Annotated in this window: 25 protein-coding genes; 12 read left to right on the forward strand and 13 right to left on the reverse strand. The window is 54.5% G+C overall.

Features of this window, described 5'->3' with window-relative positions; genetic code table 11:
* Positions 1–359: 359 nt before the first annotated feature.
* Positions 360–1,073, reverse strand: a complete 714-nt coding sequence (locus tag EDF78_RS17375) for a response regulator (RefSeq protein ID WP_095923404.1) — start codon at positions 1,071–1,073, stop codon at positions 360–362.
* Positions 1,066–2,718, reverse strand: a complete 1,653-nt coding sequence (locus EDF78_RS17380) for a sensor histidine kinase (protein WP_095923402.1) — start codon at positions 2,716–2,718, stop codon at positions 1,066–1,068. Before EDF78_RS17380 ends, EDF78_RS17375 begins: the two co-directional genes overlap by 8 nt.
* 319 nt (positions 2,719–3,037) lie before the next feature.
* Here EDF78_RS17380 and EDF78_RS17385 point away from each other — a divergent pair, with 319 nt between their 5' ends.
* Positions 3,038–4,393, forward strand: coding sequence for a 2-hydroxycarboxylate transporter family protein (locus tag EDF78_RS17385; protein ID WP_095923399.1), 1,356 nt, complete (start codon positions 3,038–3,040; stop codon positions 4,391–4,393).
* 194 nt (positions 4,394–4,587) lie between these two features.
* Positions 4,588–5,148, forward strand: a complete 561-nt coding sequence (locus tag EDF78_RS17390) for an NlpC/P60 family protein (RefSeq protein WP_095923397.1) — start codon at positions 4,588–4,590, stop codon at positions 5,146–5,148.
* Positions 5,149–5,196: 48 nt separating this feature from the next.
* Here EDF78_RS17390 and EDF78_RS17395 read toward each other — a convergent pair whose 3' ends face one another.
* The 6 genes from EDF78_RS17395 to EDF78_RS17420 all read right to left on the reverse strand — a co-directional run bounded on the left by EDF78_RS17395 (position 5,197) and on the right by EDF78_RS17420 (position 10,997).
* Positions 5,197–6,237, reverse strand: a complete 1,041-nt coding sequence (locus EDF78_RS17395; protein ID WP_095923395.1) for an aldo/keto reductase — start codon at positions 6,235–6,237, stop codon at positions 5,197–5,199.
* A gap of 224 nt (positions 6,238–6,461) precedes the next feature.
* Positions 6,462–7,445: a class 1b ribonucleoside-diphosphate reductase subunit beta gene (gene nrdF / locus EDF78_RS17400; protein ID WP_095923393.1), complete on the reverse strand. Its 984-nt coding sequence runs from the start codon at positions 7,443–7,445 to the stop codon at positions 6,462–6,464.
* A 21-nt stretch (positions 7,446–7,466) separates the two neighbouring features.
* Complete coding sequence (gene nrdE / locus EDF78_RS17405) at positions 7,467–9,629, reverse strand: class 1b ribonucleoside-diphosphate reductase subunit alpha (RefSeq protein WP_119822916.1); 2,163 nt, start codon at positions 9,627–9,629, stop codon at positions 7,467–7,469.
* Positions 9,611–10,015 (reverse strand): class Ib ribonucleoside-diphosphate reductase assembly flavoprotein NrdI, encoded by a 405-nt coding sequence (gene nrdI / locus EDF78_RS17410; protein ID WP_131694190.1) that lies wholly within the window; start codon positions 10,013–10,015, stop codon positions 9,611–9,613. Before nrdI ends, nrdE begins: the two co-directional genes overlap by 19 nt.
* Before the next feature lie 10 nt (positions 10,016–10,025).
* Entirely contained in the window at positions 10,026–10,265 is a 240-nt protein-coding gene (gene nrdH / locus EDF78_RS17415) for a glutaredoxin-like protein NrdH (protein ID WP_095923387.1), read from the reverse strand.
* A gap of 300 nt (positions 10,266–10,565) precedes the next feature.
* On the reverse strand, positions 10,566–10,997 hold the full coding sequence (locus tag EDF78_RS17420) for a carboxymuconolactone decarboxylase family protein (RefSeq protein WP_131694189.1): 432 nt from the start codon (positions 10,995–10,997) through the stop codon (positions 10,566–10,568).
* A 122-nt stretch (positions 10,998–11,119) separates the two neighbouring features.
* On the opposite strand from EDF78_RS17420, the gene EDF78_RS17425 reads away from it, so the two are divergent.
* Entirely contained in the window at positions 11,120–12,571 is a 1,452-nt protein-coding gene (locus EDF78_RS17425; RefSeq protein WP_133823609.1) for a PLP-dependent aminotransferase family protein, read from the forward strand.
* Here the strand turns inward: EDF78_RS17425 and EDF78_RS17430 are convergent, their stop codons facing one another.
* Positions 12,572–13,291 carry a GntR family transcriptional regulator gene (locus EDF78_RS17430; RefSeq protein WP_133823566.1) on the reverse strand — a complete coding sequence of 240 codons (720 nt, stop codon included), beginning with the start codon at positions 13,289–13,291 and terminating at the stop codon, positions 12,572–12,574.
* A gap of 188 nt (positions 13,292–13,479) precedes the next feature.
* On the opposite strand from EDF78_RS17430, the gene mngA reads away from it, so the two are divergent.
* Both mngA and mngB read left to right on the forward strand, forming a co-directional pair.
* Complete coding sequence (gene mngA / locus EDF78_RS17435; protein WP_131694187.1) at positions 13,480–15,405, forward strand: PTS 2-O-a-mannosyl-D-glycerate transporter subunit IIABC; 1,926 nt, start codon at positions 13,480–13,482, stop codon at positions 15,403–15,405.
* Positions 15,406–15,462: 57 nt separating this feature from the next.
* Positions 15,463–18,090 carry a mannosylglycerate hydrolase gene (gene mngB, locus EDF78_RS17440; protein WP_133823567.1) on the forward strand — a complete coding sequence of 876 codons (2,628 nt, stop codon included), beginning with the start codon at positions 15,463–15,465 and terminating at the stop codon, positions 18,088–18,090.
* A 151-nt stretch (positions 18,091–18,241) separates the two neighbouring features.
* Here the strand turns inward: mngB and EDF78_RS17445 are convergent, their stop codons facing one another.
* On the reverse strand, positions 18,242–18,547 hold the full coding sequence (locus tag EDF78_RS17445) for a YqjD family protein (protein WP_095923377.1): 306 nt from the start codon (positions 18,545–18,547) through the stop codon (positions 18,242–18,244).
* A gap of 272 nt (positions 18,548–18,819) precedes the next feature.
* Here EDF78_RS17445 and EDF78_RS17450 point away from each other — a divergent pair, with 272 nt between their 5' ends.
* Both EDF78_RS17450 and EDF78_RS17455 read left to right on the forward strand, forming a co-directional pair.
* On the forward strand, positions 18,820–20,016 hold the full coding sequence (locus EDF78_RS17450) for an MFS transporter (RefSeq protein WP_095923375.1): 1,197 nt from the start codon (positions 18,820–18,822) through the stop codon (positions 20,014–20,016).
* Between the two features lie 126 nt (positions 20,017–20,142).
* Positions 20,143–20,478 (forward strand): DUF2002 family protein, encoded by a 336-nt coding sequence (locus EDF78_RS17455; protein ID WP_095923373.1) that lies wholly within the window; start codon positions 20,143–20,145, stop codon positions 20,476–20,478.
* Positions 20,479–20,534: 56 nt separating this feature from the next.
* On the opposite strand, the gene EDF78_RS17460 is transcribed toward EDF78_RS17455, so the two are convergent.
* Positions 20,535–20,975: a DUF1198 domain-containing protein gene (locus EDF78_RS17460; protein WP_095923371.1), complete on the reverse strand. Its 441-nt coding sequence runs from the start codon at positions 20,973–20,975 to the stop codon at positions 20,535–20,537.
* A 199-nt stretch (positions 20,976–21,174) separates the two neighbouring features.
* On the opposite strand from EDF78_RS17460, the gene EDF78_RS17465 reads away from it, so the two are divergent.
* Positions 21,175–21,705, forward strand: a complete 531-nt coding sequence (locus EDF78_RS17465) for a class IV adenylate cyclase (protein ID WP_095923368.1) — start codon at positions 21,175–21,177, stop codon at positions 21,703–21,705.
* 48 nt (positions 21,706–21,753) lie between these two features.
* On the opposite strand, the gene ygfZ is transcribed toward EDF78_RS17465, so the two are convergent.
* Positions 21,754–22,746: a tRNA-modifying protein YgfZ gene (ygfZ, locus tag EDF78_RS17470; RefSeq protein ID WP_131694185.1), complete on the reverse strand. Its 993-nt coding sequence runs from the start codon at positions 22,744–22,746 to the stop codon at positions 21,754–21,756.
* Positions 22,747–23,026: 280 nt separating this feature from the next.
* Between ygfZ and sdhE the strand changes: the two genes are divergently transcribed.
* Together sdhE and EDF78_RS17480 are read left to right on the forward strand one after the other, a co-directional pair.
* Entirely contained in the window at positions 23,027–23,293 is a 267-nt protein-coding gene (gene sdhE / locus EDF78_RS17475; protein ID WP_095925209.1) for an FAD assembly factor SdhE, read from the forward strand.
* Positions 23,274–23,726 carry a protein YgfX gene (locus EDF78_RS17480; RefSeq protein ID WP_095923364.1) on the forward strand — a complete coding sequence of 151 codons (453 nt, stop codon included), beginning with the start codon at positions 23,274–23,276 and terminating at the stop codon, positions 23,724–23,726. The genes sdhE and EDF78_RS17480 overlap by 20 nt, the downstream gene beginning before the upstream one ends.
* 36 nt (positions 23,727–23,762) lie before the next feature.
* Here the strand turns inward: EDF78_RS17480 and fldB are convergent, their stop codons facing one another.
* Positions 23,763–24,281: a flavodoxin FldB gene (gene fldB / locus EDF78_RS17485; protein WP_095923361.1), complete on the reverse strand. Its 519-nt coding sequence runs from the start codon at positions 24,279–24,281 to the stop codon at positions 23,763–23,765.
* A 99-nt stretch (positions 24,282–24,380) separates the two neighbouring features.
* Here fldB and xerD point away from each other — a divergent pair, with 99 nt between their 5' ends.
* Together xerD and dsbC are read left to right on the forward strand one after the other, a co-directional pair.
* Positions 24,381–25,340, forward strand: a complete 960-nt coding sequence (gene xerD / locus EDF78_RS17490) for a site-specific tyrosine recombinase XerD (protein WP_095923359.1) — start codon at positions 24,381–24,383, stop codon at positions 25,338–25,340.
* Positions 25,341–25,365: 25 nt separating this feature from the next.
* The gene (gene dsbC, locus EDF78_RS17495) at positions 25,366–26,085 is read left to right on the forward strand and encodes a bifunctional protein-disulfide isomerase/oxidoreductase DsbC (protein WP_095923357.1); all 720 of its coding nucleotides are present in this window, start codon (positions 25,366–25,368) and stop codon (positions 26,083–26,085) included.
* Positions 26,086–26,091 lie beyond the last annotated feature (6 nt).

Raw genomic sequence — 26,091 nt, forward strand, 5'->3', positions numbered from 1 at the left:
TAATGACAAATTATCCGCTATTCACATTTTCGCTTATCGCCTAATTTCCGGCTGCGTATCCTTGTTAAATATATAACTAATGTATTGATTTTAAATGATTTAATAACTTGTGACTTTGTGGGGATTTAGAACGGGATAATTGCGTGATCCATCGGGAGATAATGCAAATTTCCCGATGCGGATTTACAGGTGTAAATAGAAATTTCAGAATTGCGTGAAAGCCGCAAATTTACCGGTTGTCTGAAAGCTGAATGCACAGCGAAATAACGACGTGAAACAGGGGGGAGGGCGGAAATTTTCCGGTGAGAACACCGGCAGAGGGCGTGAAATGCGTCACGCAAAACCGCCATAATTCGGACTCAGGATGCGGATTTTTCTCCGTCTGCTATTTTGCGATACAGACGCCTCGGATGGCCGATATTTCCGTACTGCATCTCCACGGCGATAAAGCCAATTTCCACGCAATATTCCAGATACCGGCGGCCGGTGGTTTTGCTGATCCCCACTTCTTCCACCACCTGTTCCACGGACCAGCTGACGTCAGGTTTTGCGGTGAAAGCGCGCTGAACCAGTTCCAGCGTATTCGGCTCGATGCCTTTGGCGGAAGGGGCTGACGGCGTATCAGTGGCGGGCAGATTAAACAGTTTATCCAGCGCCCGCTGATCGACCACTTTGACACTGCGCAGGGTTTGCACCAGTTGCATAAAGCGTTCGAGCGAACTGCGCAGACGATGGAATGACACCGGCTTGATGATGTAATCGAACGCGCCGCTGCGCATAGCCTGACTGCAGGTTTGCATATCACTGGCCGCCGTAATAAAAATCACCGAGCAATCGAAGCTCTTCAGTAACGGGCTGTCGATCAGATCCACGCCCTGACCGTCCGGCAAATAGTTATCCAGTAAAATCAGTCGCGGCTGATGCAACCGCAGCAGGGAACGCGTCTGCTCCAGCGTGGCGGCGATGCCCACCACGCGCAGATTGAAATTTTGCTCGATAAAATCCCGGTGCAGACCGGCCAGATGCGGCTCATCTTCCACAATCACGACATCGAGTGCGCTGCTGTTATTCATGTTTCATTCCTGTTGACGCATCCGCCGGATACGGGATAAAGACGGAAAATATCGTACCTTGCGGCGTATTGTCTGAGATTTCGATGCTGCCACCGGCCTGACGGACGTAACCCGCCACCAGATACAGACCGATACCATGTTCCGCGCCGGTGGCCTGATGGTCGTCTGACGGCTTGGTGGTGACGCCCTGTTCGAACAACCGCGGCTTCAGGGCGTCATCCACGCCGCTGCCCTGATCCGCCACTTCTATCAGCAGTTCGTTATTGCGGTCTGAAATATACAGTTCCACCGGAGAAGAGGGCGTCAGGGCATTGAGTGTGGCGTCCGTGGCGTTATCGAGCAGATTACCGATCACCGACATCAGCTCGGTTTCGCTGATGGCCGCCGGAATGCGGATCAACTGACAGGCGGGATCGAAACGCAGCTCCACGCCTTTTTCCCGCGCACTGACGTATTTCCCCAGCAACAGGCCACACAGCGCCGGTGAGGTAAAACGGGCGGAGACGAAATCCAGTACCGCCTGCGCGCCTTCGGACTGCGCCTGAATGTAATGCATGGCGTCGTCGTAACGCTGCATTTGCAGCAAACCGGCCAGCGTGGCGGTCCAGTTCAGTTGCTCGTGACGCATGATGCGCAGATTATCCGCGTAGCGTTTCACCTGACTTAGCTGGCTGCTCAGGGTATTGATGTCGTTTTTATCGCGGAAACTGAATACCCAGCCGCTTTCCGCGCCGGGTTCCAGCTCAATCGGCACGCGGTTGACGATCACCTGCCGCTGATTGAGCACGGTAATCTGATCATGCTGGCTGTTGTTGTCACTGATGCCACTTTGAGTAAAGAACGCGGGTGGCGTGTGCAGCACTTCCGCCAGGGGTTTACCCAGCAGTTCGTTTTCGGGCTGGCGGATATCAAGTAACTCGCGCGCGGCCCGGTTAATCAAAATCAGCTGCTTTCCGGCATCAATCGCGAATACGCCTTCATACATGGCTTCCAGTAAGGCTTTTTGCTGGCGCACCAGCAGGGCGATAGCTTTTGGCTCCAGCCAGAACATCTGTTTTTTGACGTTGCGGGTAAATATCCACGAAAAAATAAACAGCAGTAATAACAGCAGCAAGCCGTATAACCCGGCCTGCGCCAGACGGTGACCATTAATATTGTCGATATAAGAGGTGAGGTAACCGACGGAAACAATCCCGATCACCCGGTTATTGTCATCCAGGATCGGCGCCTTACTGCGTAATGACACCCCGATACCGCCCTGCCGCACGGAAATAATGGTTTTACCGGCCAGCACTTGCGCGTTATCACCGCCAATCATCGGCAGATCGATGCGCTCCGGCGATTCTGAATGATAAAGATGCAGCTCGCGGGTATCGCCGATCACGATATAACTGGCATCGCTTTTATCGCGTAAGGGCTGGATAAGTTTCGCGATGCCGGGAATATCACGCGCCTGCACTTTCTGCGCCAGCCCCGGCATCAGCGCGATCTCACTGGCCTGAACGCGGGCGCGTTGCCCGAGATCGTGATGCAACTGACGGTCGATGATGTGAAACAAAATAGCGCCCAGCAGCACCAGCAACAGGCAGGAAAATACCACCAGAGACAAAAAGAGTTTTACCTGAAAAGGTAATCTGAATTTCATACGACCTGCTGCAACACGAATCAAAGACACACATTGAATAAGCGTATCACGGCGAAATGAGGGCGGTAATCGGACAAAGACAGAGTTGTGAACAGGCAATAAAAATAACGATGAATTCTCACAGTAATAACAGGGTTAATAGCGGCTTTTACTACTAATCTGATAATCCTTATAAAACAAGGTGCATTAACTCCATAAACACCATAACAACCTTTATCCCTGCGGTTTTAATTTGAACAACCTCACATCCGGCTGACCGGCTGTTTTCTTATGCTCAGACCATCAATAAGAAAAGTATTTATAAGAAAGAGGCCATGTCATGAGCACAACCGACGATTCCTACATCGCAGTGAAAGAAACAAAAACCTCCGGCATTTCGCTCAGGCAAAAGTGGTGGCACATTCTCGATCATTACAAAATCGGGATTATTCCGCTGCCTTTCTTCCTGCTGGCGGGCGTGCTGATCCTGCTCGACTGCCTGAACGGTAAGTTGCCAAGCGACATCGTGGTGATGGTCGCCACGCTGGCCTTCTTTGGCTTTGCCTGTGGCGAGTTCGGCAAGCGCCTGCCGGTGGTCGGAAAGCTCGGCGCGGCAGCCATCTGCGCCACCTTTATCCCTTCAGCGATGGTGCATTACGGCCTGCTGCCGGATGTGGTGGTGGATTCCACAGTCAAATTCTATAAATCCACCAACATTCTCTACCTCTATATCTGCTGCATTATTGTCGGCAGCATCATGAGCATGAACCGTCAGGTGCTGATCCAGGGGTTTATGCGGATTTTCATCCCGATGCTGTGCGGCGAAGTGGTCGGCATGATTGCCGGAATGGCGATGGGCACTGTTTTAGGTTTACCGCCGATGCAGACCTTCTTCTTCCTGATCCTGCCGATCATGGCGGGCGGTGTGGGTGAAGGCGCGATCCCGCTGTCGATGGGCTACGCGACGATTTTGCATATGGAGCAGGGCGTGGCGCTCGGACGCATTCTGCCGATCGTGATGCTAGGTGGTCTGACGGCCATCGTGCTGGCGGGCGTCCTGAATCAGCTCGGAAAACGTTTCCCGCATCTGACCGGTGAAGGTCAGCTGATGCCGTCGGATAAAGGGCAGTCGGGCAGCGGCACGGACGAGTTTGACGGGAATCCGGGCGTCAATGCGCTGGCCTGCGGCGCACTGCTGGCGATCCTGTTGTATATGGTCGGTATGCTCGGTCAGAAATGGATCGGTCTGCCTGCGCCGGTCGGCATGTTGTTTGCGGCGGTGCTGGTCAAACTGGCTAACGGCATTTCGCCGACCATTCAGCATGGTTCGATGGCGGTGTATAAATTTTTCCGCACTGCCGTGACCTATCCGGTGCTGTTCGCGGTGGGCGTGGCGATCACGCCGTGGCAGGAACTGATCAACGCTTTTACCCTGCAGAATCTGCTGGTGATTGTCACCACCGTACTGGCGCTGGTCGGTACCGGTTTTTACGTCGGTAAGAAGATCGGCATGCATCCCATCGATGTGGCGATTGTCTCCTGCTGTCAGAGCGGGCAGGGCGGCACGGGCGACGTGGCGATCCTGACCTCCGGCAACCGCATGACCCTGATGCCATTCGCGCAAATCGCCACCCGCATTGGCGGCGCGATCAATGTCGCGGTCGGATTATTTGTCCTCGCCAGGTTCTTCGCATAACACCTTTCTCCACCCCTTCAGCGAAGGGGTTGGTTTTCCTGAGGAAAAATGCCGAGTCCAATTTTGGACTCGATTTGACCTGATTATTTATTGTTCGCTGGTTATTATTTGCGCACTCAGCGACGAGTCACCCGCCCCGTGAGCAGGTTCCCACGTAAGGAAAAAGCTTTATTTTTTGATGAAAGAATCTACGCATGTTCCGTATTAAATCGCTTGTTTCTGCCTTACTGCTTCTTATTCCAGGTTTATTTAGCGCCAGTACCTTTGCCTTTGATATGCCAAAAGAATTTGAGTCTATGGACACCTACAAATTTTTCCATAGCGAACTTTTTGATGGAAAAGGTTCTACCGTGACTGCGGTCAATACGGGCAATTCACAAAATATTAAAAGCGCCCTGCTGGCGGAATATCCGCGCTGGAAGGGGACCCATTACCGCTGGGGTGGCACCACCCACAAAGGCGTGGACTGCTCGTCGCTGATGCAGCATCTGTTTAATGATTCCCTGCAAACCCATCTGCCGAGAACCACCTTTCAGCAAATAAAAAACGGCAAAAGGGTGAGTAAAAATAACCTGGAACCGGGAGATTTAGTTTTTTTCAAAACGTCGCCGGGCGATCGTCATGTCGGCGTGTATGTCGGGGACAATCAGTTTATTCATGCGTCGAAAATTCAGGGCGTTACGATTTCGTCACTGGATAATCAATACTGGATCGATCATTACGAAACGGCACGACGTCTGGCACTGATCAGCTAAAAAAAGGGCGGATCCCTGAGAGGGGATCCGCCCTGACTGTTTCACGTTTTACTTATCTGACGAAGCCTGCCACAGATTCAATTCTCCATCTGCCACATGCTGATCAATTGCCGCCAGTTCTTCCGCGGTGAAACGCAGATTCTCCAGCGCCCTGACGTTTTCTTCCAGTTGCTCAGGGCGGCTGGCACCAATCAGCACCGAGGTTACGCGCTCATCTTTCAGCAGCCAGCTCAGCGCCATCTGCGCCATCGTCTGTCCGCGCTGTTGCGCCATCTCATTGAGCAACCGCAGGCTGTTCAGGTTTGCCTCTGACAGCATCTTAGCATTCAGCCCGCGCACCTTATTCCCCTCCACCTGCATACGCGAGCCGTCAGGGATGCCGTTAAGATACTTCCCGGTCAGCAACCCCTGCGCCAGCGGCGTAAAGGCAATGCAACCTGCGCCATTTTGGTCCAGCGTATCCAGCAAACCACTCTTATCCACCCAGCGGTTCAGCAGATTGTACGACGGCTGGTGGATCAGCAGCGGCACTTTCATCTCACGCAGTAACTCCGCCATGATCTCGGTACGTTCCGGCGAGTAAGAGGAGATCCCGACATACAACGCTTTGCCACTTTGCACAGCGTAAGCCAGCGCCGCCGCGGTTTCTTCCATCGGCGTTTCTTCATCCACACGGTGTGAATAGAAGATATCGACATAATCCAGCCCCATGCGTTGCAGGCTCTGATCGAGACTGGCCAGCAGGTATTTGCGCGACCCGCCGGAACCGTACGGGCCGGGCCACATGTCGTAACCGGCCTTGGTGGAGATGATCAGTTCATCGCGATACGGGGCGAAATCCTGCTTCAGCAAACGGCCAAAATTCTCTTCGGCTGAACCCGGAGGCGGTCCGTAGTTATTCGCCAGATCGAAATGAGTGATGCCTAAATCAAAGGCTTTTTGCAGTAAGGCGCGTTGCGATTCCAGCTGACTGACATGACCGAAGCTGTGCCAGAGACCGAGAGAAAGTGCCGGGAGTTTTAAACCGCTCTGACCGCAGCGGCGGAATTGCATGGTTTCGTAGCGGGAGGGGGAGGCCGTGTAAGGCATGATGTTTCCTTTTCTGAGCGTAGGGTTTTGAAACACTGTTTCTATACTAACGCTGAGAAAAATAACGGCAACATCAGAAAGTGGGTTTTAGCTCCCTCCCCTGCGAAGGGGAGGGTTGGGGTGGGGTATTAATGGCCACTGAGTCGCTGACCCACACCCCATCCCAACCTTCCCCTCGTGAGAGGGGAAGGAGCACAAGCAAACCTTGCTCTTCGCGAGGAGAATCAGAAATCCCAGTCCTCATCTTCGGTATTAACGGCTTTGCCGATCACATAGGAAGAGCCGGATCCGGAGAAGAAGTCATGGTTTTCGTCGGCGTTTGGCGACAATGCGGAGAGGATCGCCGGATTCACATCCGCCATGCTGGCCGGGAACAGGGCTTCGTAGCCGAGGTTCATCAGCGCCTTATTGGCGTTGTAATGCAGGAATTTCTTCACGTCCTCGCTCCAGCCTACGCCGTCGTACAGCTCTTCGGTGTAGCGGATCTCGTTGTCGTACAGATCCTGAATCAGATCAAACGCCTGCTCCTTGATCTGACGCTGACGTTCTTCGCTCTCCAGCGCCAGGGCTTTCTGGAATTTATAGCCGATGTAGTAACCGTGAACCGCTTCATCACGGATGATCAGGCGGATCAGATCCGCGGTGTTGGTCAGTTTGGCGCGGCTCGACCAGTACATCGGCAGATAGAAACCGGAATAGAACAGGAAGGATTCGAGGAACACGCTGGCGACTTTCTTCATCAGCGGATCTTCGCCGTCGTAATACGACAAAATGATCGCGGCTTTGTTTTGCAGCGCGACGTTTTCCTCGCTCCAGCGGTAGGCTTCATCCACGTCCACGGTGGCGCACAGCGTCGAGAAAATCGAGCTGTAGGAACGCGCATGCACCGCTTCCATAAAGCAGATATTCGAGTAAACCGCTTCTTCGTGTGGCGTCACCGCATCTTTCATCAGCGTCGGTGCGCCGACCACGTTCTGCACGGTATCCAGCAGCGTCAGGCCGGTAAATACGCGGATGGTCAGCTGTTTCTCTTGGGCGCTCAGCGTCGCCCAGGACGGTATGTCGTTCGATAACGGCACCTTTTCCGGCAGCCAGAAATTCGACGTCAGGCGGTTCCACACTTCCAGATCTTTATCGTCCTGGATTTTGTTCCAGTTAATGGCTTTGCTGACCGGCTGTGGCACTAACAATTGTTTTACTGCGCTCATCTTTTAAGTCCTTTCAATCGGTTACAGCGTGCAGGAAACGCAACCCTGAACTTCGGTGCCTTCCAGCGCCATCTGGCGCAGACGGATGTAATAAATGGTTTTGATGCCTTTGCGCCAGGCGTAAATCTGCGCTTTGTTGATGTCGCGCGTGGTGGCGGTATCGCGGAAGAACAGCGTCAGCGACAGCCCCTGATCGACGTGCTGCGTGGCCTCGGCGTAGGTATCAATGATTTTTTCCGGGCCGATTTCATAGGCATCCTGGTAGTAATCCAGATTGTCATTGGTCATGAACGCCGCCGGATAATACACACGGCCAATCTTGCCTTCTTTGCGGATTTCCACGCGGGACACGATCGGGTGAATACTCGACGTCGAATTATTGATGTATGAAATAGAACCGGTCGGCGGCACCGCCTGTAAATTCTGGTTATACAGCCCATGCTGCATCACGGACTCTTTCAGCGCCGCCCAGTCTGCGGTGGCCGGGATGGCAATGCCAGCGTCGGCAAACAGTTCACGCACACGCTCGGTTTTCGGCTGCCATTTCGCGGCTAAGGCGTCATCGACATATTTGTCGAAATAGCGGCCGCTGGCGTAGGTAGAATCTTTGAAGCCTTTAAACGACTGCTGGCGCTCTATAGCGATCTGATTTGATGCGCGGATCGCATGGAAAGCCACGGTGCAGAAATAGATATTGGTGAAATCCAGACCTTCTGCCGAGCCGTAGTAAATACGCTCGCGACACAGATAACCGTGCAAATTCATCTGGCCGAGGCCGATGGCGTGCGAATCCTGATTCCCCTGATCGATAGACGGCACCGAACGGATATGGCTCATGTCCGACACTGCCGTCAGCGCACGCACCGCCATTTCGACAGTATTGCCGAAATCCGGTGAATCCATCGCCGAGGCGATATTCAGTGAGCCGAGATTACAGGAAATGTCTTTGCCGATTTCCTGATAAGACAGGTCTTCGCCGTAGATCGTCGGCGAATTCACCTGCAAAATCTCCGAACACAGGTTGCTCATATTGATGCGACCTTTGATCGGATTGGCGCGGTTGACCGTGTCTTCAAACATCATGTACGGGTAGCCGGATTCAAACTGAATCTCCGCCAGCACCTGGAAGAATTCGCGCGCATTGATTTTGCTTTTGTGAATGCGTTTGTCGTTCACCATCTCGCGGTATTTCTCGCTGATGCTGATTTCGGACATCGGCACGCCATACACCTTCTCGACGTGATACGGCGAGAACAGATACATATCTTCGTTGTTCTTCGCCAGTTCGAAGGTGATATCCGGAATGACCACGCCCAGCGACAAGGTCTTGATACGGATTTTTTCGTCGGCGTTTTCGCGTTTGGTATCAAGGAATCGCAAAATATCCGGGTGATGAGCATTCAGATACACCGCGCCTGCGCCCTGACGGGCGCCGAGCTGATTGGCGTATGAGAAAGCATCTTCCAGCATTTTCATGATCGGAATGACGCCGGAAGACTGGTTTTCGATGCGCTTGATTGGCGCGCCCACTTCACGGATGTTGGTCAGCATAAACGCCACGCCGCCGCCGCGTTTGGAAAGCTGCAACGCCGAATTGACCGAGCGACCGATAGATTCCATATTGTCTTCAATGCGCAGCAGGAAACACGACACCAGTTCGCCGCGCTGCTTTTTACCGCAGTTGAGGAACGTCGGTGTGGCAGGCTGGAAACGGCCGGAGATGATCTCATCCACAAAATGCCCGGCGAGCTGAATATCGCCGCGCGCCAGCGTCATCGCCACCATACACACGCGATCTTCATAACGCTCAAGATAGCGTTTGCCGTCGAAGGTTTTCAGCGTGTAACTGGTGTAATACTTGAATGCGCCCAGAAACGTCTGGAAGCGGAATTTTTTGGCGTAAGCCTGTTTGAACAGACGCTTGATGTCGTCGAATTCATACTGATTGAGCACGTCGGCTTCGTAATAACCTTCTTCCACCAGATAACGCAGTTTTTCCGCCAGATTGTGGAAGAACACCGTGTTCTGATTGACGTGTTGCAGGAAGTAATGGCGCGCGGCCAGGCGGTCTTTATCAAACTGGATCTGGCCGTTAGCGTCGAACAGATTCAGCATCGCGTTAAGCGCGTGATAGTCCGGGCTGCGGGTGCCGGGGTCGGTGATTGCTAGTTCTGTCGCTGCCAAAATTCTGTTACTCCCTGTCTGACCTTTGCAACGTCTTCCGGCGTTCCCAGCAATTCAAAACGGTACAGGTAAGGCACCTGACACTTCTGGGAAATAATATCGCCGGCAATGCAATACGCTGCGCCGAAGTTGGTGTTTCCGGCAGCGATAACGCCGCGGATGAGTGAACGGTTATGTTCATCGTTCAGAAAACGGATCACTTGCGTCGGCACCGCGCCTTTGGCCGATCCGCCACCGTAGCTCGGCACCACCAAAATGTACGGTAAGTCGACACGCAATTTTTCAGGCTGACGATCTGTCGGAATGCGGATCGCCGGCAATCCTGTTCTGCCGACGAAGCGATGGGTGTTTTCTGAACTGCTGGAAAAATAGACCAACGGATTCATCCGCCGGTCCTCAGAACGCGTTCTGAAGCTGGCGCAGGGCGCTGATTTTGTCCGGACGGAAACCAGACCAGTGGTCGTCACCGGCCACAATCACCGGCACCTGCTGATAACCCATCGCACGCACCTGACCGAGCGCCTGCTCATCCTGAGTTAAATCGACCACCTGGTAAGCGATGCCTTGTTTATCTAATGCACGGTAAGTCGCGTTGCACTGGACACAGTCTGGTTTACTGTAAATAATAATGCTCATGATTCGTATTTCCATCTGGTGAGAAATCAGAGACAATTTTTGCCTTCCCGCTGTGCGGCTGACTGAGCCGGGGGAAAGACGCGAGAGTCGGTGCCATCGTGGCGTCCCGATGAAGTGAATACTAGATGTGGTGATTTAAATTTTCAACCACACAATATGTAGATTTTCTAAATTTGCTTATTGCAAAAACGGCAAAGCCCGCAGGCAGCGGGCTGGAGAGGAAAAACTTTTTTGACCGGATTTGTTGCGCAACGCAAGGCAATGCGACGGTCAAAAAACAAACACTATATTCTCAAAAATTTACTGGCGCATCCCCACGGCGAGACGGTTAAACGCATTCATCAGGCCGATGGCGAAGGTCAGTTCCGAGATTTCCACGTCGCTGAATTGCGCTTTCAGCGGCTCAAAGGCCGTGTCCGGTGCGCCGGTTGCCGCCACTAAGGTCAGCGATTCTGCCCACGCCAGCGCCGCACGTTCGCGTCCTGAATACGCATGGCTGACCTGCCAGCCCGCCAGCTGATCCAGTCTGGTTTGCGCGACGTCCATTTTGCGCAACGCTTTGGAATGCATATCCAGACAATACGCACAGCCGTTGATTTGTGACACACGCAGGAACGCCAGCTCAATGATGACGTTATCCAGCGGACCGTTTTCCAGTGCGCCAAGCGCGGCTTTCATCGGCTCCATCACGGAAGCAGACAGAGAATAGTAAGGCAGGCGAAGTGCAGTCATGATGATTTCCTCTGGGATTTTCGGGCTAAACAGCGACGCACAGTGCGCCTCAATGACCGCTACTTTACGCTGCGTATGGTCTATACTACAGGGCCATAAAATGTCTATTTAAACAGGTCATGATGCGCGGCTTCAGTCTTTCCTTTCAGCTCGAACCCCGGCACAAAGAACCGCTTTACCGGCAGATTTATCAGCGGGTAAAACAGGCGATCATGGCCGGGCAACTCAGGCGTGACAGCCGTGTGCCGTCAGTGCGGGCACTGGCCAGCGAACTGGGTGTTGCACGCGCCACGGTGGAAAATGCCTATGGCCTGCTGATGGCGGAAGGTTTTCTGCAAAGCCGCGGGCAGGCCGGAACCGTGGTCAGTGCGCCGGAAAGTTTGTCCGCCCCCGCGCCCGCGCCGGTCAGGAAAGACGCCGTGCGTAAGCCGATCAATCCGATGTTACCTTCCGTTTCTTCCCTGCCTTTCCAGCTCGGGCTTCCGGCGCTGGATGCGTTCCCGCGCGCGATCTGGTCGCGCATTGTCTCGCGGCAAATCCGCCACACCAGCATGAATGATTTAGGCCATCCGCCGCTGGCCGGTACGGACGTTTTACGCCACGCCGTCGCCCGCTATCTGCAACTTTCCCGTGGATTTACCTGCCGTCCGGAACAAATATTTATTTGCGGCGGTTATGCGCCGGTGCTGGATCTGATCATCGGCAGCCTGCTGCAACCGGGCGACGGTGTCTGGCTGGAGGATCCGGGTTATCCGGTGACGCAGGCATTTTTCCGCGCGGCAGGTGCGGTGGCGATGGCGGTGAATGTCGATGACGAAGGCATGAACGTGCCGCAGGCGGTGAAGCAGTTTGCGAATGCGCGCTTCGCGGTGGTGACGCCTGCGCATCAAAGCCCGACCGGCGTGACCATGAGTTTAACGCGGCGCATGGCGCTGCTGGACTGGGCGGCAAAGCAACAGGCGTGGATTATCGAAGACGATTACGACAGCGAGTTCCGCTATCACGGCCAGCCTTTGCCTTCGCTGAAAAGTCTTGATACGCAGGGAAGGGTGATTTACGCAGGGACATTCAGCAAAGTGATGTTTCCGGCGCTGCGTTGCGGCTATGTGGTGGTGCCGGAAAGTCTGGTGGAAAAAATCGAGGCGTATTGCCCGCTGCGAATTTGCGGCACGCCGCCGTTGGTGCAAAGCAGTATCGCGGAGTTCATCGAGCAGGGGCATTTTTACCGGCACCTGAAACGTATGCGTCAGTTGTACGCCGAACGGCGCGGTTATCTGGAACAGGCACTGACCTCCGCGTTTCCGGCGAACCTGTTACGTGTGAGCCAGCAGGTGGGCGGGATCCAGCTTTGCGCCACGCTGAGTGCCGACCTGGATGATGCGCTGATCGCGAAAAATGCCCGCGAACAGGGGCTGGCGGTGCAGGCGCTGTCTGACTGGCGGGTTGAGCACCGCGAACGGGGCGACGCGTTACGTCCGAACGGCCTGCTGATGGGGTTTCCGAATATCAGCTCGCAGGCGCAGGCGGACGAACTGGTGCAGCGGCTGGCGCAGGTGGTGGCTGACAGCCGCTGATCAGTGCGGCATCCGCCGGGCGACCAGAGTGAATTTATAATCATCGGTGCGGAAGGTATTGCGGCTGAATTCAAACACCGTGCCGTCCGCCAGAAATCCTTTTGAAATCTTCTGCAAAATCGGCTGATCCGCCGCCACGCCCAGCAGCGAAACCATCTCTTTGGTCGGCATCAGCGGGATAATTTCCTGCTCGCTGCGGTCAATCACCAGATGTTTGGTCTGCTCCATCCAGGCATATTTTGATCCCTGCATGACTTCGTACGTCAGATCCGGGAACAGATCCAGCGGCATCCAGGTTTCTTCCAGCGTCACCGGCTTGCTGGCGATATAGCGCAGCCGTTTGATGTAATACACCCGCGCCTGTTCCGGCAACGCCAGCGCTTCGGCGATGCCCATCGGGGGTTTCACAATTGAGAACGCCAGCACTTCGCTGTGAGAGGGAATATCCAGAGGCTGTAACTTCTCGTCAAAGCTGGTCAGCTGATAAATATCGTAATTGACCTTGGCTTCCTTCACGTACGTCCCGCTGCCCTGCACGCTTTCCAGCACACCCTGTTCCACCAGCAGCTTAATCGCCTGCCGCACCGTCACGCGGCTGACGCCAAACTGCTCGCGCAGACGCAGTTCTGTCGGCAGCGCATCGCCTGTTTTGATTTCCCCGCGCTGGATCTGATCGCGGATCTGCGCAGCGATCTGACGGTAAAGCGGCTGATTACTCACGTTTCAGGTTCCTGTCTGGCTGTTTCGCACGAGTGTAGCAGTTCGCCGACATGACAAAAACCAGACAACTGAACGAAAGATCTTCTATCTGGATCACATTCATCGCTTGCTGGTTTGATGTTTAATACAAATATAATACAACAATAATACAAATATTGAATTTTCATCGATTCAGACAGGACAACTTTATGGATCTGACATTACTGACCTCGCCCGAACTGATACACCTCAATACTCTCTTTGCCAGCCGCGAACAGGCGATCGCGTTTCTTGTTCAGCAACTCGACCAGCAGGGGATCCTTGATAACGCACAGGATTTTTTGCAGGCGGTGACGGAACGTGAACACGAAGGCCCGACCGCGCTGGGCGAAGGGCTGGCCGTACCGCACGGCAAATCAGCCAGCGTGCGGCGTGCGGCTTTTGCCCTGGCCACGCTGGAAAACCCGCTGCCGTGGCAGGGCGTGGACGGCGAAGAGCCGGTAAACATGATCTTCCTGCTGGCGATCCCTGAGGCGGAAGCCGGATCAACCCATATGCATCTGCTGACGGCGCTGACCACGCGGCTGGTGGATGATGACACCCGTGCGGCGCTGCTGGCGGCGCGACATGTGCCGCAGGTACTGGCGCTACTGGGCGCGGAGCCAGCGACGGAAACGCCGCATCCGCAGGTTTTGCCTGACGATGCGCCTCTGGTGGTGTGTGTGACCGCCTGTCCGGCAGGCATCGCGCACACTTACATGGCGGCGGAATATCTGGAAAAGGCAGCGAAAAAACTGGGTATCCGCATTCAGGTTGAAAAGCAGGGAGCCAACGGTATTGAGGATCCGATCACGGCCGCGCAGTGTGATCGCGCCGTCGCCTGCGTTTTTGCCGCCGAAGTGGCGATCAAAGACAGCCAGCGTTTCGCCGGGATCCCCTGCGTGCAGGTGCCTGTTGCAGAACCGATCCGCCGCGCCGGCGCGGTGCTGCAACAGGCGCTGGCGATGCAGCGAAAACCCGGTGAAACCGTGGACAGTACGCCGGACCAGCCGCACAAAACCAGTGTGAAAGCCGATTTAAAACAGGCGCTGCTGAGCGGGATTTCCTTTGCGGTTCCGCTGATTGTCGCCGGTGGCTCGTTGCTGGCGGTAACCGTGCTGATCGCGCAACTGTTTGGCTGGCAGGACTTGTACGCGCAGAAAGAGTCGTGGCTGTGGATGTACCGTCAGCTCGGCGGCGGCATGTTAGGCATCCTGATGGTGCCGGTGCTGTCGGCTTACACGGCGTATTCGCTGGCGGATAAACCGGCGCTGACGCCGGGATTTGCTGCCGGACTGTGCGCCAACATGATCGGCGCAGGTTTTCTCGGCGGTGTGGCGGGCGGGCTGATTGCCGGTTATCTGATGCGCTGGATGAAAAAACACGTCCGTCTGAGTGCCAGCTTCAACGGCTTCCTGATGTTTTACCTCTATCCGGTGCTCGGCACGCTGGCGACCGGCAGCATCATGCTGTTTGTAATCGGCGAACCGGTGGCGTGGCTCAACAGCAGCCTGACCGCGTGGCTGAACGGATTATCCGGCAGCAACGCGATTGTGCTCGGCGCGCTGATTGCTTTCATGTGCTCCTTTGACCTGGGCGGGCCGATCAATAAAGCGGCCTATGCTTTTTGCCTAGGCGCGATGGCAAACGGCGTTTACGGCCCGTACGCCATTTTCGGTGCCACCAAAATGGTCTCGGCCTTCACCGTGACCGCTTCAACCCTGATCGCACCGCACCTGTTCAAATCTTTTGAAGTCGAAACCGGAAAATCCACCTGGCTGCTCGGCCTTGCCGGGATCACCGAAGGGGCGATCCCGATGGCGATTGAAGATCCGCTGCGCGTTATCGGCTCCTTCCTGACGGGATCGGTCGTCACCGGTGCGATCGTCGGTGCGGCAGGGATCGGCCTTTCCACGCCGGGCGCGGGCATTTTCTCCATGTTCCTGCTGCATGACGGCGGGCTGGGCGGCTGGCAGGCGGCGGCCATCTGGCTGGGCGCGGCACTGGCGGGCACAGTGATTTCCACGCTGGTGCTGCTGAGCTGGCGCGGTTACGCGGTGCGGCACGGGCAATTTTCTAACGATGCCTCTGCATAAACTCCCTGATTTACTCACATTGCGCCCTGCCTTGCAGGGCATGAAAGGAACGATGTTATGACTGTTTCCCGCGTTCATCTGACGCCGCACATGCACTGGGATCGCGAGTGGTATTTCACCACCGAAGCCTCGCGGATCCTGCTGGTCAACAATATGGCGGAGATCCTCGATCGTCTGGAAAACGACGCCGGTTATCCGTTTTATGTGATGGACGGACAAACGGCGATCCTCGAAGATTATTTTGCCGTCTGCCCGGAAAACCGCCCGCGTGTGAAGGCGCTGGTTGAAGCCGGAAAACTGATTATCGGCCCATGGTATACGCAGACCGACACGATGGTGGTCAGCGGCGAATCCATCCTGCGCAATCTGCTGTATGGCATGCGCGATTGCCGCGAGTTCGGCGAACCCATGAAAATCGGTTATCTGCCGGATTCTTTCAGTATGTCCTCCCAGCTACCGCACATCTTTAACGGTTTTGGCCTGCAACACGCCATGTTCTGGCGTGGCTGCTCGGAACGTCATGGTACGGATAAAACCGAATTCCGCTGGCAGAGCCACGACGGCAGCGAAGTCACCGCACAGGTGCTGCCGCTGGGTTACGCTATCGGCAAATATTTACCGGAGGATGAAGACGCGCTGCGCGAGCGGCTGGATAAATACCTGCCGGTGCTGGAAGCGGCATCGCTGACCGGCGATATTTTGCTGCCCAACGGCCATGACCAGATGCCGATACAACAAAATATCTTTCCCATCATGGAGATGCTGCGCCGGATCTATCCGCAGCGCAGTTTCCAGCTCAGCCGTTTTGAAGAGATCTTTGACCGTATCGACGCCATCAAACCGCAACTGGCGCTGTTGCGCGGGGAGTTCAACGACGGCAAATACATGCGCGTTCACCGCACCATTTCCTCAACCCGCATGGACATCAAACAGGCAAATGCGGCGATTGAGAACAAAATCGTCAACGTGCTCGAACCCTTGTGTTCTCTCGCCTGGCGCTTAGGTTTTGATTATCACCACGGCCTGATCGAAAAGATGTGGAAAGAGATCATGAAGAACCACGCGCACGACAGCATCGGTTGCTGTTGCAGCGATAAGGTTCATCAGGAAATTATGTCGCGGTTTATTCTTGCCGACGACATGGCCGAAAACCTCATTCAGTTCACGCTGCGCAAAATCATCGACAACCTGCAACCCGACGGCCATACCGCTGACCGGCTGGCGCTGTTCAACTTCTCGCTGCATCCGCGTCAGGAAACGGTCAATACCACGATCCGCATCCGCGCCTCGTCTTTCAGCCTGACTGACGATCAGGGTCATAAGGTGCCGTATTTCATCCGCGACGCGCGGGAGATCGATCCGGGGCTGGTAGACAGACAGATCGTGCATTACGGCAATTACGATCCGTTTATGGAATACGACATCCAGCTTTGCGCCACGCTGCCTGCGATGGGGTACGTGACGCTGAACGTGACGCCACATCAGCCGGGTATTTTGCTGCCTGCGCCACAGGGCGATCAGGCGCTGGAAAACGATTATTACCGTGTGACGGTTAACCCGAACGGCACGCTGGATATTCTTGATAAACAGACTTTCCGCCGCTATCAGCAGGTGCTGGAACTGGAAAACGGCTCTGACGACGGCGACGAATACGATTATTCTCCGGCGCGCGACGAGTGGCTGCTCACTTCCGGTCACCTGACGGCAGAGGTCAGCTATCAGCATCAGCCGTGGCAAAGCACGGCGACCATTTCGCTGAACATGCCGCTCCCCCGCACGCTGGAAGATCGCGCTGCGCGGACGCTCAGCAGTGAAATGCCAGTGACCATCACCGTGACGCTGGCGAAAAACAGCCGCCGGATTGAGATCGACATGGCGCTGGAAAACCGCGCTGACGATCACCGCCTGCGGGTACTGATCCCGACGCCGTTTGCCAGCCAGACAGTGGTGGCTGACAATCAGTTCGGCTGCATCACCCGTCCGGTGGATGACGCGGCCATGGCAAACTGGGAAGCGGAAGGCTGGAAAGAAGCGCCGGTGCCGGTGTGGCAACTGATGAATTTTGCGGCGTTGCAGGACGGGCATCAGGGACTGGCGTTGTTTACCGAAGGGTTGCGCGAGTTCGAAGTGGTGGGAGAAAAGCGCGATACCTTCGCGCTGACGCTGTTCCGTGCCGTTGGCGTGCTCGGCAAAGAAAACCTGCTGCTGCGACCGGGGCGTCCTTCCGGTATCAAAATGCCGACGCCGGATTCCCAGATGCCCGGTCAACAGCGTTACCGTTTCGCGCTGTTGGGTTTCAGCGGCGATCATCTTCAGGCCAGCGTGATGCAACATGCGCGGGATTACCTGACGCCGGTGCGCACCTACAACAAGATCCCGTATGACGCGATGAAGCTGAACCTGACGGACAACAAGACGCCGTCGCGTTACAGCCTGATGCAAAAATGCATTTCGGGCACGGTGCTGAGTGCGCTGAAAAAAGCCGAAGATGACGAGGCGCTGATTGTGCGGGTCTATAACCCGTCAGAAACGCAAAGCCTGGCGGACAGTGTGCAGATCAATACCGAAGTCACCGGATGGCAGGAAGTCCGCATGGATGAAACGGGCGTGAACACGGAAAATGGCAGCGGGCAGATGGGAGAATTTAAACCCTGTCAGTCGAAGAGTTTTCGCATTCGTTTTTAATGTTGGCGGGATCGAAAAATAGAAAACGGAGCCCGAAGGCTCCGTCCTCTTTTTAGCAATTGCGCGGCAATGAGGGAGCCACGCGGAGGTCTCAGCTTTTTAAGGCATATTCCCGACACAGGAGTGAGACATCACAAATTGCCTTTTTACGTTAACGACGTCCCAGCAGGACACCGATAACGATACCGATAGCCGCACCGGCACCGACGCCGTACCACGGATTATCTTTCACATAATCGTTAGCTGTGGCTGCCGCATCACGTGCCTGCTGGCTTAATTTTTCGCTGTTGAAACGGGCGCGAGTCTCACGCAAAACACCCTGCGCTTTACTGCGAATTTTTTCCAACTCATCCTTAGATTTATCACCTGCGGACTGAAGCACTTCATCCAGCGTGTCCGCCAGCAGGGTTACGTCCTGATCGATATTTTTTTCTACTTTGTCTGTTTTCTTAAACATTTCGTCTCTCCTTGTGTGAACTGTAGGATTAAGCATAGACCATAATGTTGTACCAGCTGGTTCTTTAAGGACAAAGGACTGTGATTAGCGGCCTTTTCAGACCATGACGCTGTCGCAGAAAGGCAGGCCGGACGCGGGCTGGCGTGACGCGGCTCAGATTTCTCTGCAAAACGAAACGGCGTTACAGCCAATAACATTTTTAGCCCGATTTGAGAGGAAAACCTGTTTATACTGTTGATTCCACTGTCTGTGATCTCATTTCGGGTCCGCCCATGTCTTTAAGTACGCTTCGCTCTAACGCTCTGCTCAATAAACGCATTTTGTCGTTCATGCTGTTCACTTTTGTCGTCTATCTGACCATCGGTTTACCGCTTGCTGTCTTGCCGGGATTTGTTCACAACACCCTCGGTTATAACTCCGTACTGGCGGGGCTGGTGATCAGCGTGCAGTATTTTTCGACGCTGATCAGCCGCCCGCATGCCGGACGTTATGCCGACCTGCTGGGGCCAAAACGGGTGGTGATTTTTGGCATGATCTGCTGCGGCATCAGCGGCGTCTTTTATGTGCTGGCGTATTTGCTCTCCGCCATTCCGCTGGCGAGTCTGTTGCTGCTGTGCGTCGGGCGTATTTTCCTCGGGGTCGGCGAAAGCTTCGGCAGCACCGGCACCACGCTGTGGGGGATTGGCGCGGTCGGCGCGAAACACACGGCGCGGGTGATTTCATGGAACGGCGTGGCGACCTATGGCGCAATGGCGGTCGGCGCGCCGCTCGGGGTACTGCTTAATCACGGTTACGGGCTGATGGGCGTGGCGGTGTTAATTGTGGTTGCCGCCGCCTTCGCCGCGATCCTGGCCTGTATGAAAGCCGCCATTTCCGTCACCTCCGGTAAACGGATTGCCTTTAAAGCGGTGGTCGGGCGCATCTGGTTGTATGGCCTCGGGCTGGGGTTCGGCACCATCGGCTTTGGTGTCATCGCCACCTTTATTACCCTGTATTACGCCGATAAAGGCTGGAGCGGGGCGGCCTTTACGCTCACCTTATTCAGTCTCGGATTTGTCGGCGCCCGTCTCGTGTTCGGCAACATGATTAACCGTTTTGGCGGCCTGCGCGTCTCGCTGGTGTCCTTTGTGTTTGAAGTGGCGGGTCTGCTGATGATCTGGTTGGGACACGATCCGCTCTCGGTACAGTTTGGTGCCTTCCTTACCGGGTCAGGCTTCTCGCTGATCTTCCCGGCGCTGGGCGTCGAAGCGGTCAAACAGGTGCCGCCACAAAATCAGGGCACGGCGCTGGGGCTGTATTCCGCGTTTCTGGATCTCGGGCTGGGTATCACCGGGCCGGTTGCCGGGCTGATTATTTCGCATCTGGGTACGCCGTCTATTTATCTTGCTGCGGCATTTATGGTGGTGATTGCCTGGCTGCTGACGCTCAGATTGTGGGTGAACACTTCGCGGCAATCTCCCGCAGAATAGCCTTTTTCCTGGCAGGGTTAAGGCGTTTAGATAAATCCTAAATACGCCAAAATTTGGGATAAACGCATTGTCTGGCAGAGTTATTGCGGTAAGGTCGCCTTGCGGTTAAAGAAGCGAGGAGCAACCATGTATTTACGGCCAGATGAAGTGGCACGTGTTTTAGAAACCTCAGGGTTTGAACGCGATTTTGTTGATGATAAAGCTTACGGTTATCGCCGTGGCGAGCATTATGTGTATGTAAACCGGGAAGCGCGGTTTGGCCGGACTGCCCTGGTGATACACCCGGCGCTGAAAGAGCGCAGTGAGCGTTTTGCGGAACCGACAGCATCGTTCCGTAGCTGTGATGCGTACAAGAATTTCCCGCTGGATGTCTCCAGCGACAACGAAACCTACTATGGCATCTGCCACGGTTTCAGTTCACGCCAGATCCTGGCGAGTTATCTGGATAACGTTTTCAGATAATCCTCTGGCGATGCCGGGGATGCAAAAAAGCCGCTGAATCAGCGGCTTTTTTACGTTTAAACCAGATGGATCTGGTTATAGGTTTCGTTGTAGTTGCGCCGAAACTGCGCCAGTTCGAAGGGTTCAATATCCAGTTCAGCAAAATAGAACAGCGCCAGCTCGGCGTGTTCACTGCTTAACTGCGGCGACAGATGTGCGCGCACCAGAATGTTTCGCCAGCGGACGATATTCTCTTCCGAAGGATCTTTAATGAATGTCTGATAAATAAACACAACGTAGGCGGCTTTGCGGATCTCTTCAGCGTAGCCCCCGCTGATTGAGCGGATAAACATCTGGCTCTGACGTTTGCCCATTTCCAGCAACATGGAATCAATATAAACCGGCTTTATTTTCAACAGACTGGCGAGAGACGCGTTCGCTTTACGGGTGTCTGCCGTCATAAACCAATAACCTACAATAAAAACCACAACAATTGCAGCAAGCATAATCCATATCATTCTGGACTCTGGCCTCCGGCCTTTTCTGGCGTGATGTGAAAGGTGCATGCAACACCCGATGTGGGGAGTTTATCTGCTAATGACAGGAAATACGTGAAGGAGTGACAAAGAATTTGCGCCCGCTTCGCAGAATGTCATTGTAAGGTCATGGGATATAGATGAAATCAGCTAAAGTCGTGAACCATTAAAGGAGTAACGGATGGCCAGAAACATTGAAATTAAAGCCAGAATTGATGATTTTTCAGCGATGTATGAAAAACTTGCTCTGCTTGCCGACGGCTTGCCGGACATCATTGATCAGGACGATACCTTTTTTATCTGCCCGCACGGACGACTTAAATTACGTACTTTTTCGCCTGATCGCGGTGAACTGATTTTCTATCAGCGTCCGGATCAGGCAGGCCCGAAAACCAGTTTCTACCAGCTGACCGAAACTCAGGATCCGGACAGTCTGCGTGAAACTCTGACGCTGGCTTACGGCGCTGCCGGGCGGGTCATCAAACAGCGGACGTTATTTATGACTGGCCAGACCCGTTTGCATCTCGATCGGGTCAGACATCTGGGGGATTATCTTGAGTTTGAAGTGGTACTGGACGAGAGCGAAACGCCGGAACAGGGCATTGCGATAGCCGAAGACTTGCTGGAAAAACTGGGCATTGAACGTCAGGAACTGGTGGATCAGGCGTATGTCGATTTGCTCAATGCCAAAGGCAAACACCATCACGATTAAGTGAATCATCACCGCCTTGCGGATCGAAGGCGGTGATGTCAGTGAGTGTTACTTAGTTTCTTCCAGCGAATACGGCAGCGGCTGAATGCTCAGCTGGCTGGTGGCATCGTCGCGTACACGCAGGGTGGCATCGGCGTCCAGATCGTTATTCAGCACCGCCTGAACCCACAGGGTGCCGTCACTGAGCTGAACCGCTGCCAGAACCGTGCCGGTACGACGCCAGTTCTCACCCAGTTGCAGTTCGAGATCGTCCGCCGGGGCGGGCACTTTGCTGGCTTTACCGGCCAGCCAGTACAGTGCGCGCTTGTTCGCGCCACGGTATTTTGCCCGCGCGACCATTTCCTGTCCGGCGTAGCAGCCTTTGCTAAAACTGATGCCGTCGAGCGCCTGAATATTGGTGGCCTGAGGAATAAACTGGACGGCGTTAACGGTATCAATGACCGGGAAACCGGCTTCAATATCCAGCGCCAGCCATTGCTGACTGTCGTTGCGCTGCGCCTGTTCACCCAGTTCTTCCACCACCTGACGGGCTTTTTCCGGGCTGGTGATGATCAGATAACGTTCTGCGGGCAGCGAGAAATGCAGCAAGGTGGTTTCATCTTGTTGTACAACCTGCTGTTCAGCCGTCGGCAACGTTGAGAAAAGCCCTGTCAGTGCGGCACTGGCCTGAAAACCCGCCACGCCCAGCAACACCACATCATCGTCGGCCGTGAAGGTGACTTTGGAAAATACCGCGTATTTCTTCATTTCCGTGAGCTGTGCGTCACGCAAGTTACGGCGCTCAAGAAACGCCATGCCGTCGCCACGTTTGAACAGTCGCAAATCACTCCACATTTTCCCTTTGGCATCACAGTGCGCGCAGAGAATATGCTGATCCGCCGCCAGCGCATCGACATCTGCGGTGACCTGCCCTTGCAGATATTTCACCGTGTCTGCGCCGGTCATTGTCACCAATGCCCAGTCTTCCAGAGAAATTAATGTCAGCGGCAGGTGGGAAGACGCTGAAGGTTTTTGCGGTGGAAAGGGAAATTCGTTAGCCATTGTCTAATCCCGGTCTATGAAATGTGACTGATGCCTCATGGTAAAAGAGCCCACCGGCTTTGAAAACAGTTATTGGTGCCTTTTACGGGATGCCTTCCAGAGAATGTCAGGCAGGCAACAGGTTTGCATCAGGTTTTCCGGCACATCACGTAGATTGACAAATCAGGGCACTGAAAAGTTACGTGCAGGCGCAACGGGCTGTTAGAATCGCTTTCTATATAAAAGAATTCTCATTCTGTATCCCAAAAAGAAGAGTCTCGTTATGGAAAGCAAAAACCCCCTGGATATTAATAATCGATCACGCGTTCACTGGGCATGCCGTCGCGGCATGCGCGAGCTGGATATCTCCATCATGCCGTTCTTCGAATACGAATATGATTCGCTGAGCGAGACCGACAAAGAAGTCTTTGTGCGTCTTCTGACCTGCGATGATCCTGATTTATTCAACTGGCTGATGAACCACGGCGAGCCGAAAGACAGCGAATTGCAGCGCATGGTTGCACTCATTCAGACACGAAACAAAGCCCGTGGCCCTGTGGCGATGTGATCTCAGGGTGTCCTGGCGCAGTCAGCTGATTTCACTGGGAAGTTATGGTGCAGTGATGTTGCTGATTTTGCTGGCACCCTGGCCTGCAGGTTACTGGCCGGTATGGATGACGCTGCTGTTACTGGTGCTGTTTGAATGCATCCGCAGCCAGCGGCGTATTACGGCGCGCACTGGCGAAATTATTCTGCTGGAGGATCACCGTCTGTTATGGCGCGGTCATGAATGGCAGATTAAACAGCCCGTGTGGATGATAAGCAGTGGCGTGCTGCTCTCCCTGCGTCGTGAAAAACGCAAAGGCGGGCTGGCACAGGCGATGCGCAGTTCAAGGCAGCGGTTATGGCTGGCATCGGACAGCATGAGTCTGGAAGAGTGGCGGCGGTTGCGGCAGATTTTGCTCAGTAACCAGCCCGACAGCCCGGTCAGACCGGGCTGAGGCACTGTCATTTTTGACGGTTCTGAAAGGCAGGCGTTAGAGCAGGGCGTCCATTTCCAGCAGGATTTGTTCACACCACTGTTGCAGGCGTTCTTCGGTGAGATCGAACTGATTCACATCGTCGAGCGCCAGGCCGACAAAATGTTTGCCATCGGCGCTCAGTGGTTTCGGGCTGGTAAATTCAAAGCCTTCTGTCGGCCAGAAACCGATGAAGCGTACGCCAAGGGGCACCAGCTGATGATAAAGCATGCCGAGCGCGTCGAGGAACCATTCGCCGTAGCCGAGCTGGTCGCCCATGCCATACATGGCCACGATTTTGCCGCGTAATTTCAGCGTCGGAAGCTGATTCCAGACCGCTTCCCAGTCTTCCTGGATTTCGCCAAAATCCCATGTCGGGATGCCGAGGATCAGGATGCTGTAGTCTTCCATTCTGTCGGGATCAACATCTTTAATGTTGTGCAAATCGACCAGTTCTTCGCCCAAAATATCGCGGATTTTTTCCGCCGCCATTTCGGTGTAACAGGTGCTGGAACCGTAGAAAAGTCCAATCTTCATACTTGCTGCCATAACGTTATCAGAATACGAATGGCAGGCAGTGTAGCAGATTTGGGCGCATGAAAGGCATAATGGCCGTCGTGAGTAAGAGGAGTCGGAATGCCAAAACAAGACAATGTGAGCCCTCAGGATGTTACGCCTGAGCAGGTGACACAAGCGGTCAACGAGGCCGATCAGAGCCTCACCGAGCAGTTTCTGGATATGCTCTGGATCGAGCGCAATCTCGCGGAAAATACGTTGTCGTCTTACCGTCAGGATCTGAAATCCCTGCTGGGCTGGCTGCATCACAACAACACGGATCTGCTGCAGGTCAGCGCCGAAGACTTACAGTCTTTCCTCTCCGAACGGATTGAAGGCGGATACAAGGCAACCAGTTCTGCGCGGTTGCTCAGCGCCATGCGTCGTCTCTTTCAGTATATGAACCGCGAATCCGTACGTCAGGACGACCCGACCGCGTTGCTGTCTTCCCCAAAACTCCCGCAGCGTCTGCCCAAAGATCTCAGTGAGGCACAGGTTGACGCCTTACTGGCCTCGCCGAGCGTCGATGTGCCGCTTGAACTGCGGGATAAAGCCATGCTCGAACTGCTGTACGCCACCGGTTTGCGGGTTTCCGAACTGGTCGGGCTGACGCTCAGCGATCTCAGTCTGCGGCAGGGGGTGGTTCGGGTTATCGGTAAAGGTAACAAAGAGCGGCTGGTGCCGATGGGCGAAGAAGCGGTGTACTGGATCGAAAATTATTTCGAACACGGCAGGCCGTGGCTGCTTAACGGTCAGTCACTGGATATCGTGTTTCCCAGCAACCGGGCGCAGCAAATGACACGCCAGACGTTCTGGCATCGCATCAAACACTATGCGATCCTTGCGGGCATTGATGCGGAACGCTTGTCCCCCCACGTTCTGCGCCACGCTTTCGCAACCCACTTATTGAATCACGGTGCGGATCTGCGCGTCGTGCAAATGTTGTTAGGTCACAGTGACTTATCGACAACACAAATCTATACCCATGTAGCGACCGAACGACTCAAACTGCTACATCAACAACATCATCCCCGTGCGTAATGTGCCGGAGAAAAAGGACGACATGATGAAAAAAGGTTTAATGCTGCTGACACTTCTGGCTGCGTGTATGAGCTCCGCGGTCCATGCTGACGAAGCCGCAATCAAAGCCACGCTGGGTAAACTGGGCATGAGCAGTGCCGGGATCCAGCCTACGCCGGTAACCGGGCTGAGTGCGGTATCGACCGACAGCGGCACAATCTATATCACCGACGACGGTAAACATATTTTGCAGGGCCCGCTGTATGACGTCAGCGGTAATCATCCGGTGAATGTCACCAACAAAGCCCTGGTGAAAAAGATGGATGCGCTGCAAAGCGAGATGATCATCTATAAAGCCAAAAACGAAAAACACGTGATTACCGTGTTTACTGATATCACCTGCGGTTATTGCCACAAGTTACATCAGCAGATGCAGGACTATAACGATCTCGGCATTACTGTGCGTTATCTGGCGTTCCCGCGTCAGGGGCTGAATTCCAAAACCGAGAAAGACATGCAGTCGATCTGGTGTACGGGTAACCGCAAGACCAGTTTTGATGCGGCAATGCGTGGCGATGACATCACGCCTGCGACCTGCAAAACCAGTGATATTGCGAAACACTTTGAGCTGGGCGTTCAGTTCGGGGTGACAGGTACTCCGGCCATCGTGCTGGAAGACGGAACGTTGATCCCTGGTTATCAGCCGCCAAAAGAAATGGCCGCTATGCTCGACCAGCAGGATCCTTCACATAAAACCGGTGGTTGATTTTTC

The sequence above is a fragment of the Rahnella sp. BIGb0236 genome (genome assembly GCF_004364755.1).
In the GTDB taxonomy this organism is placed as follows: Bacteria; Pseudomonadota; Gammaproteobacteria; order Enterobacterales; family Enterobacteriaceae; genus Rahnella; species Rahnella victoriana.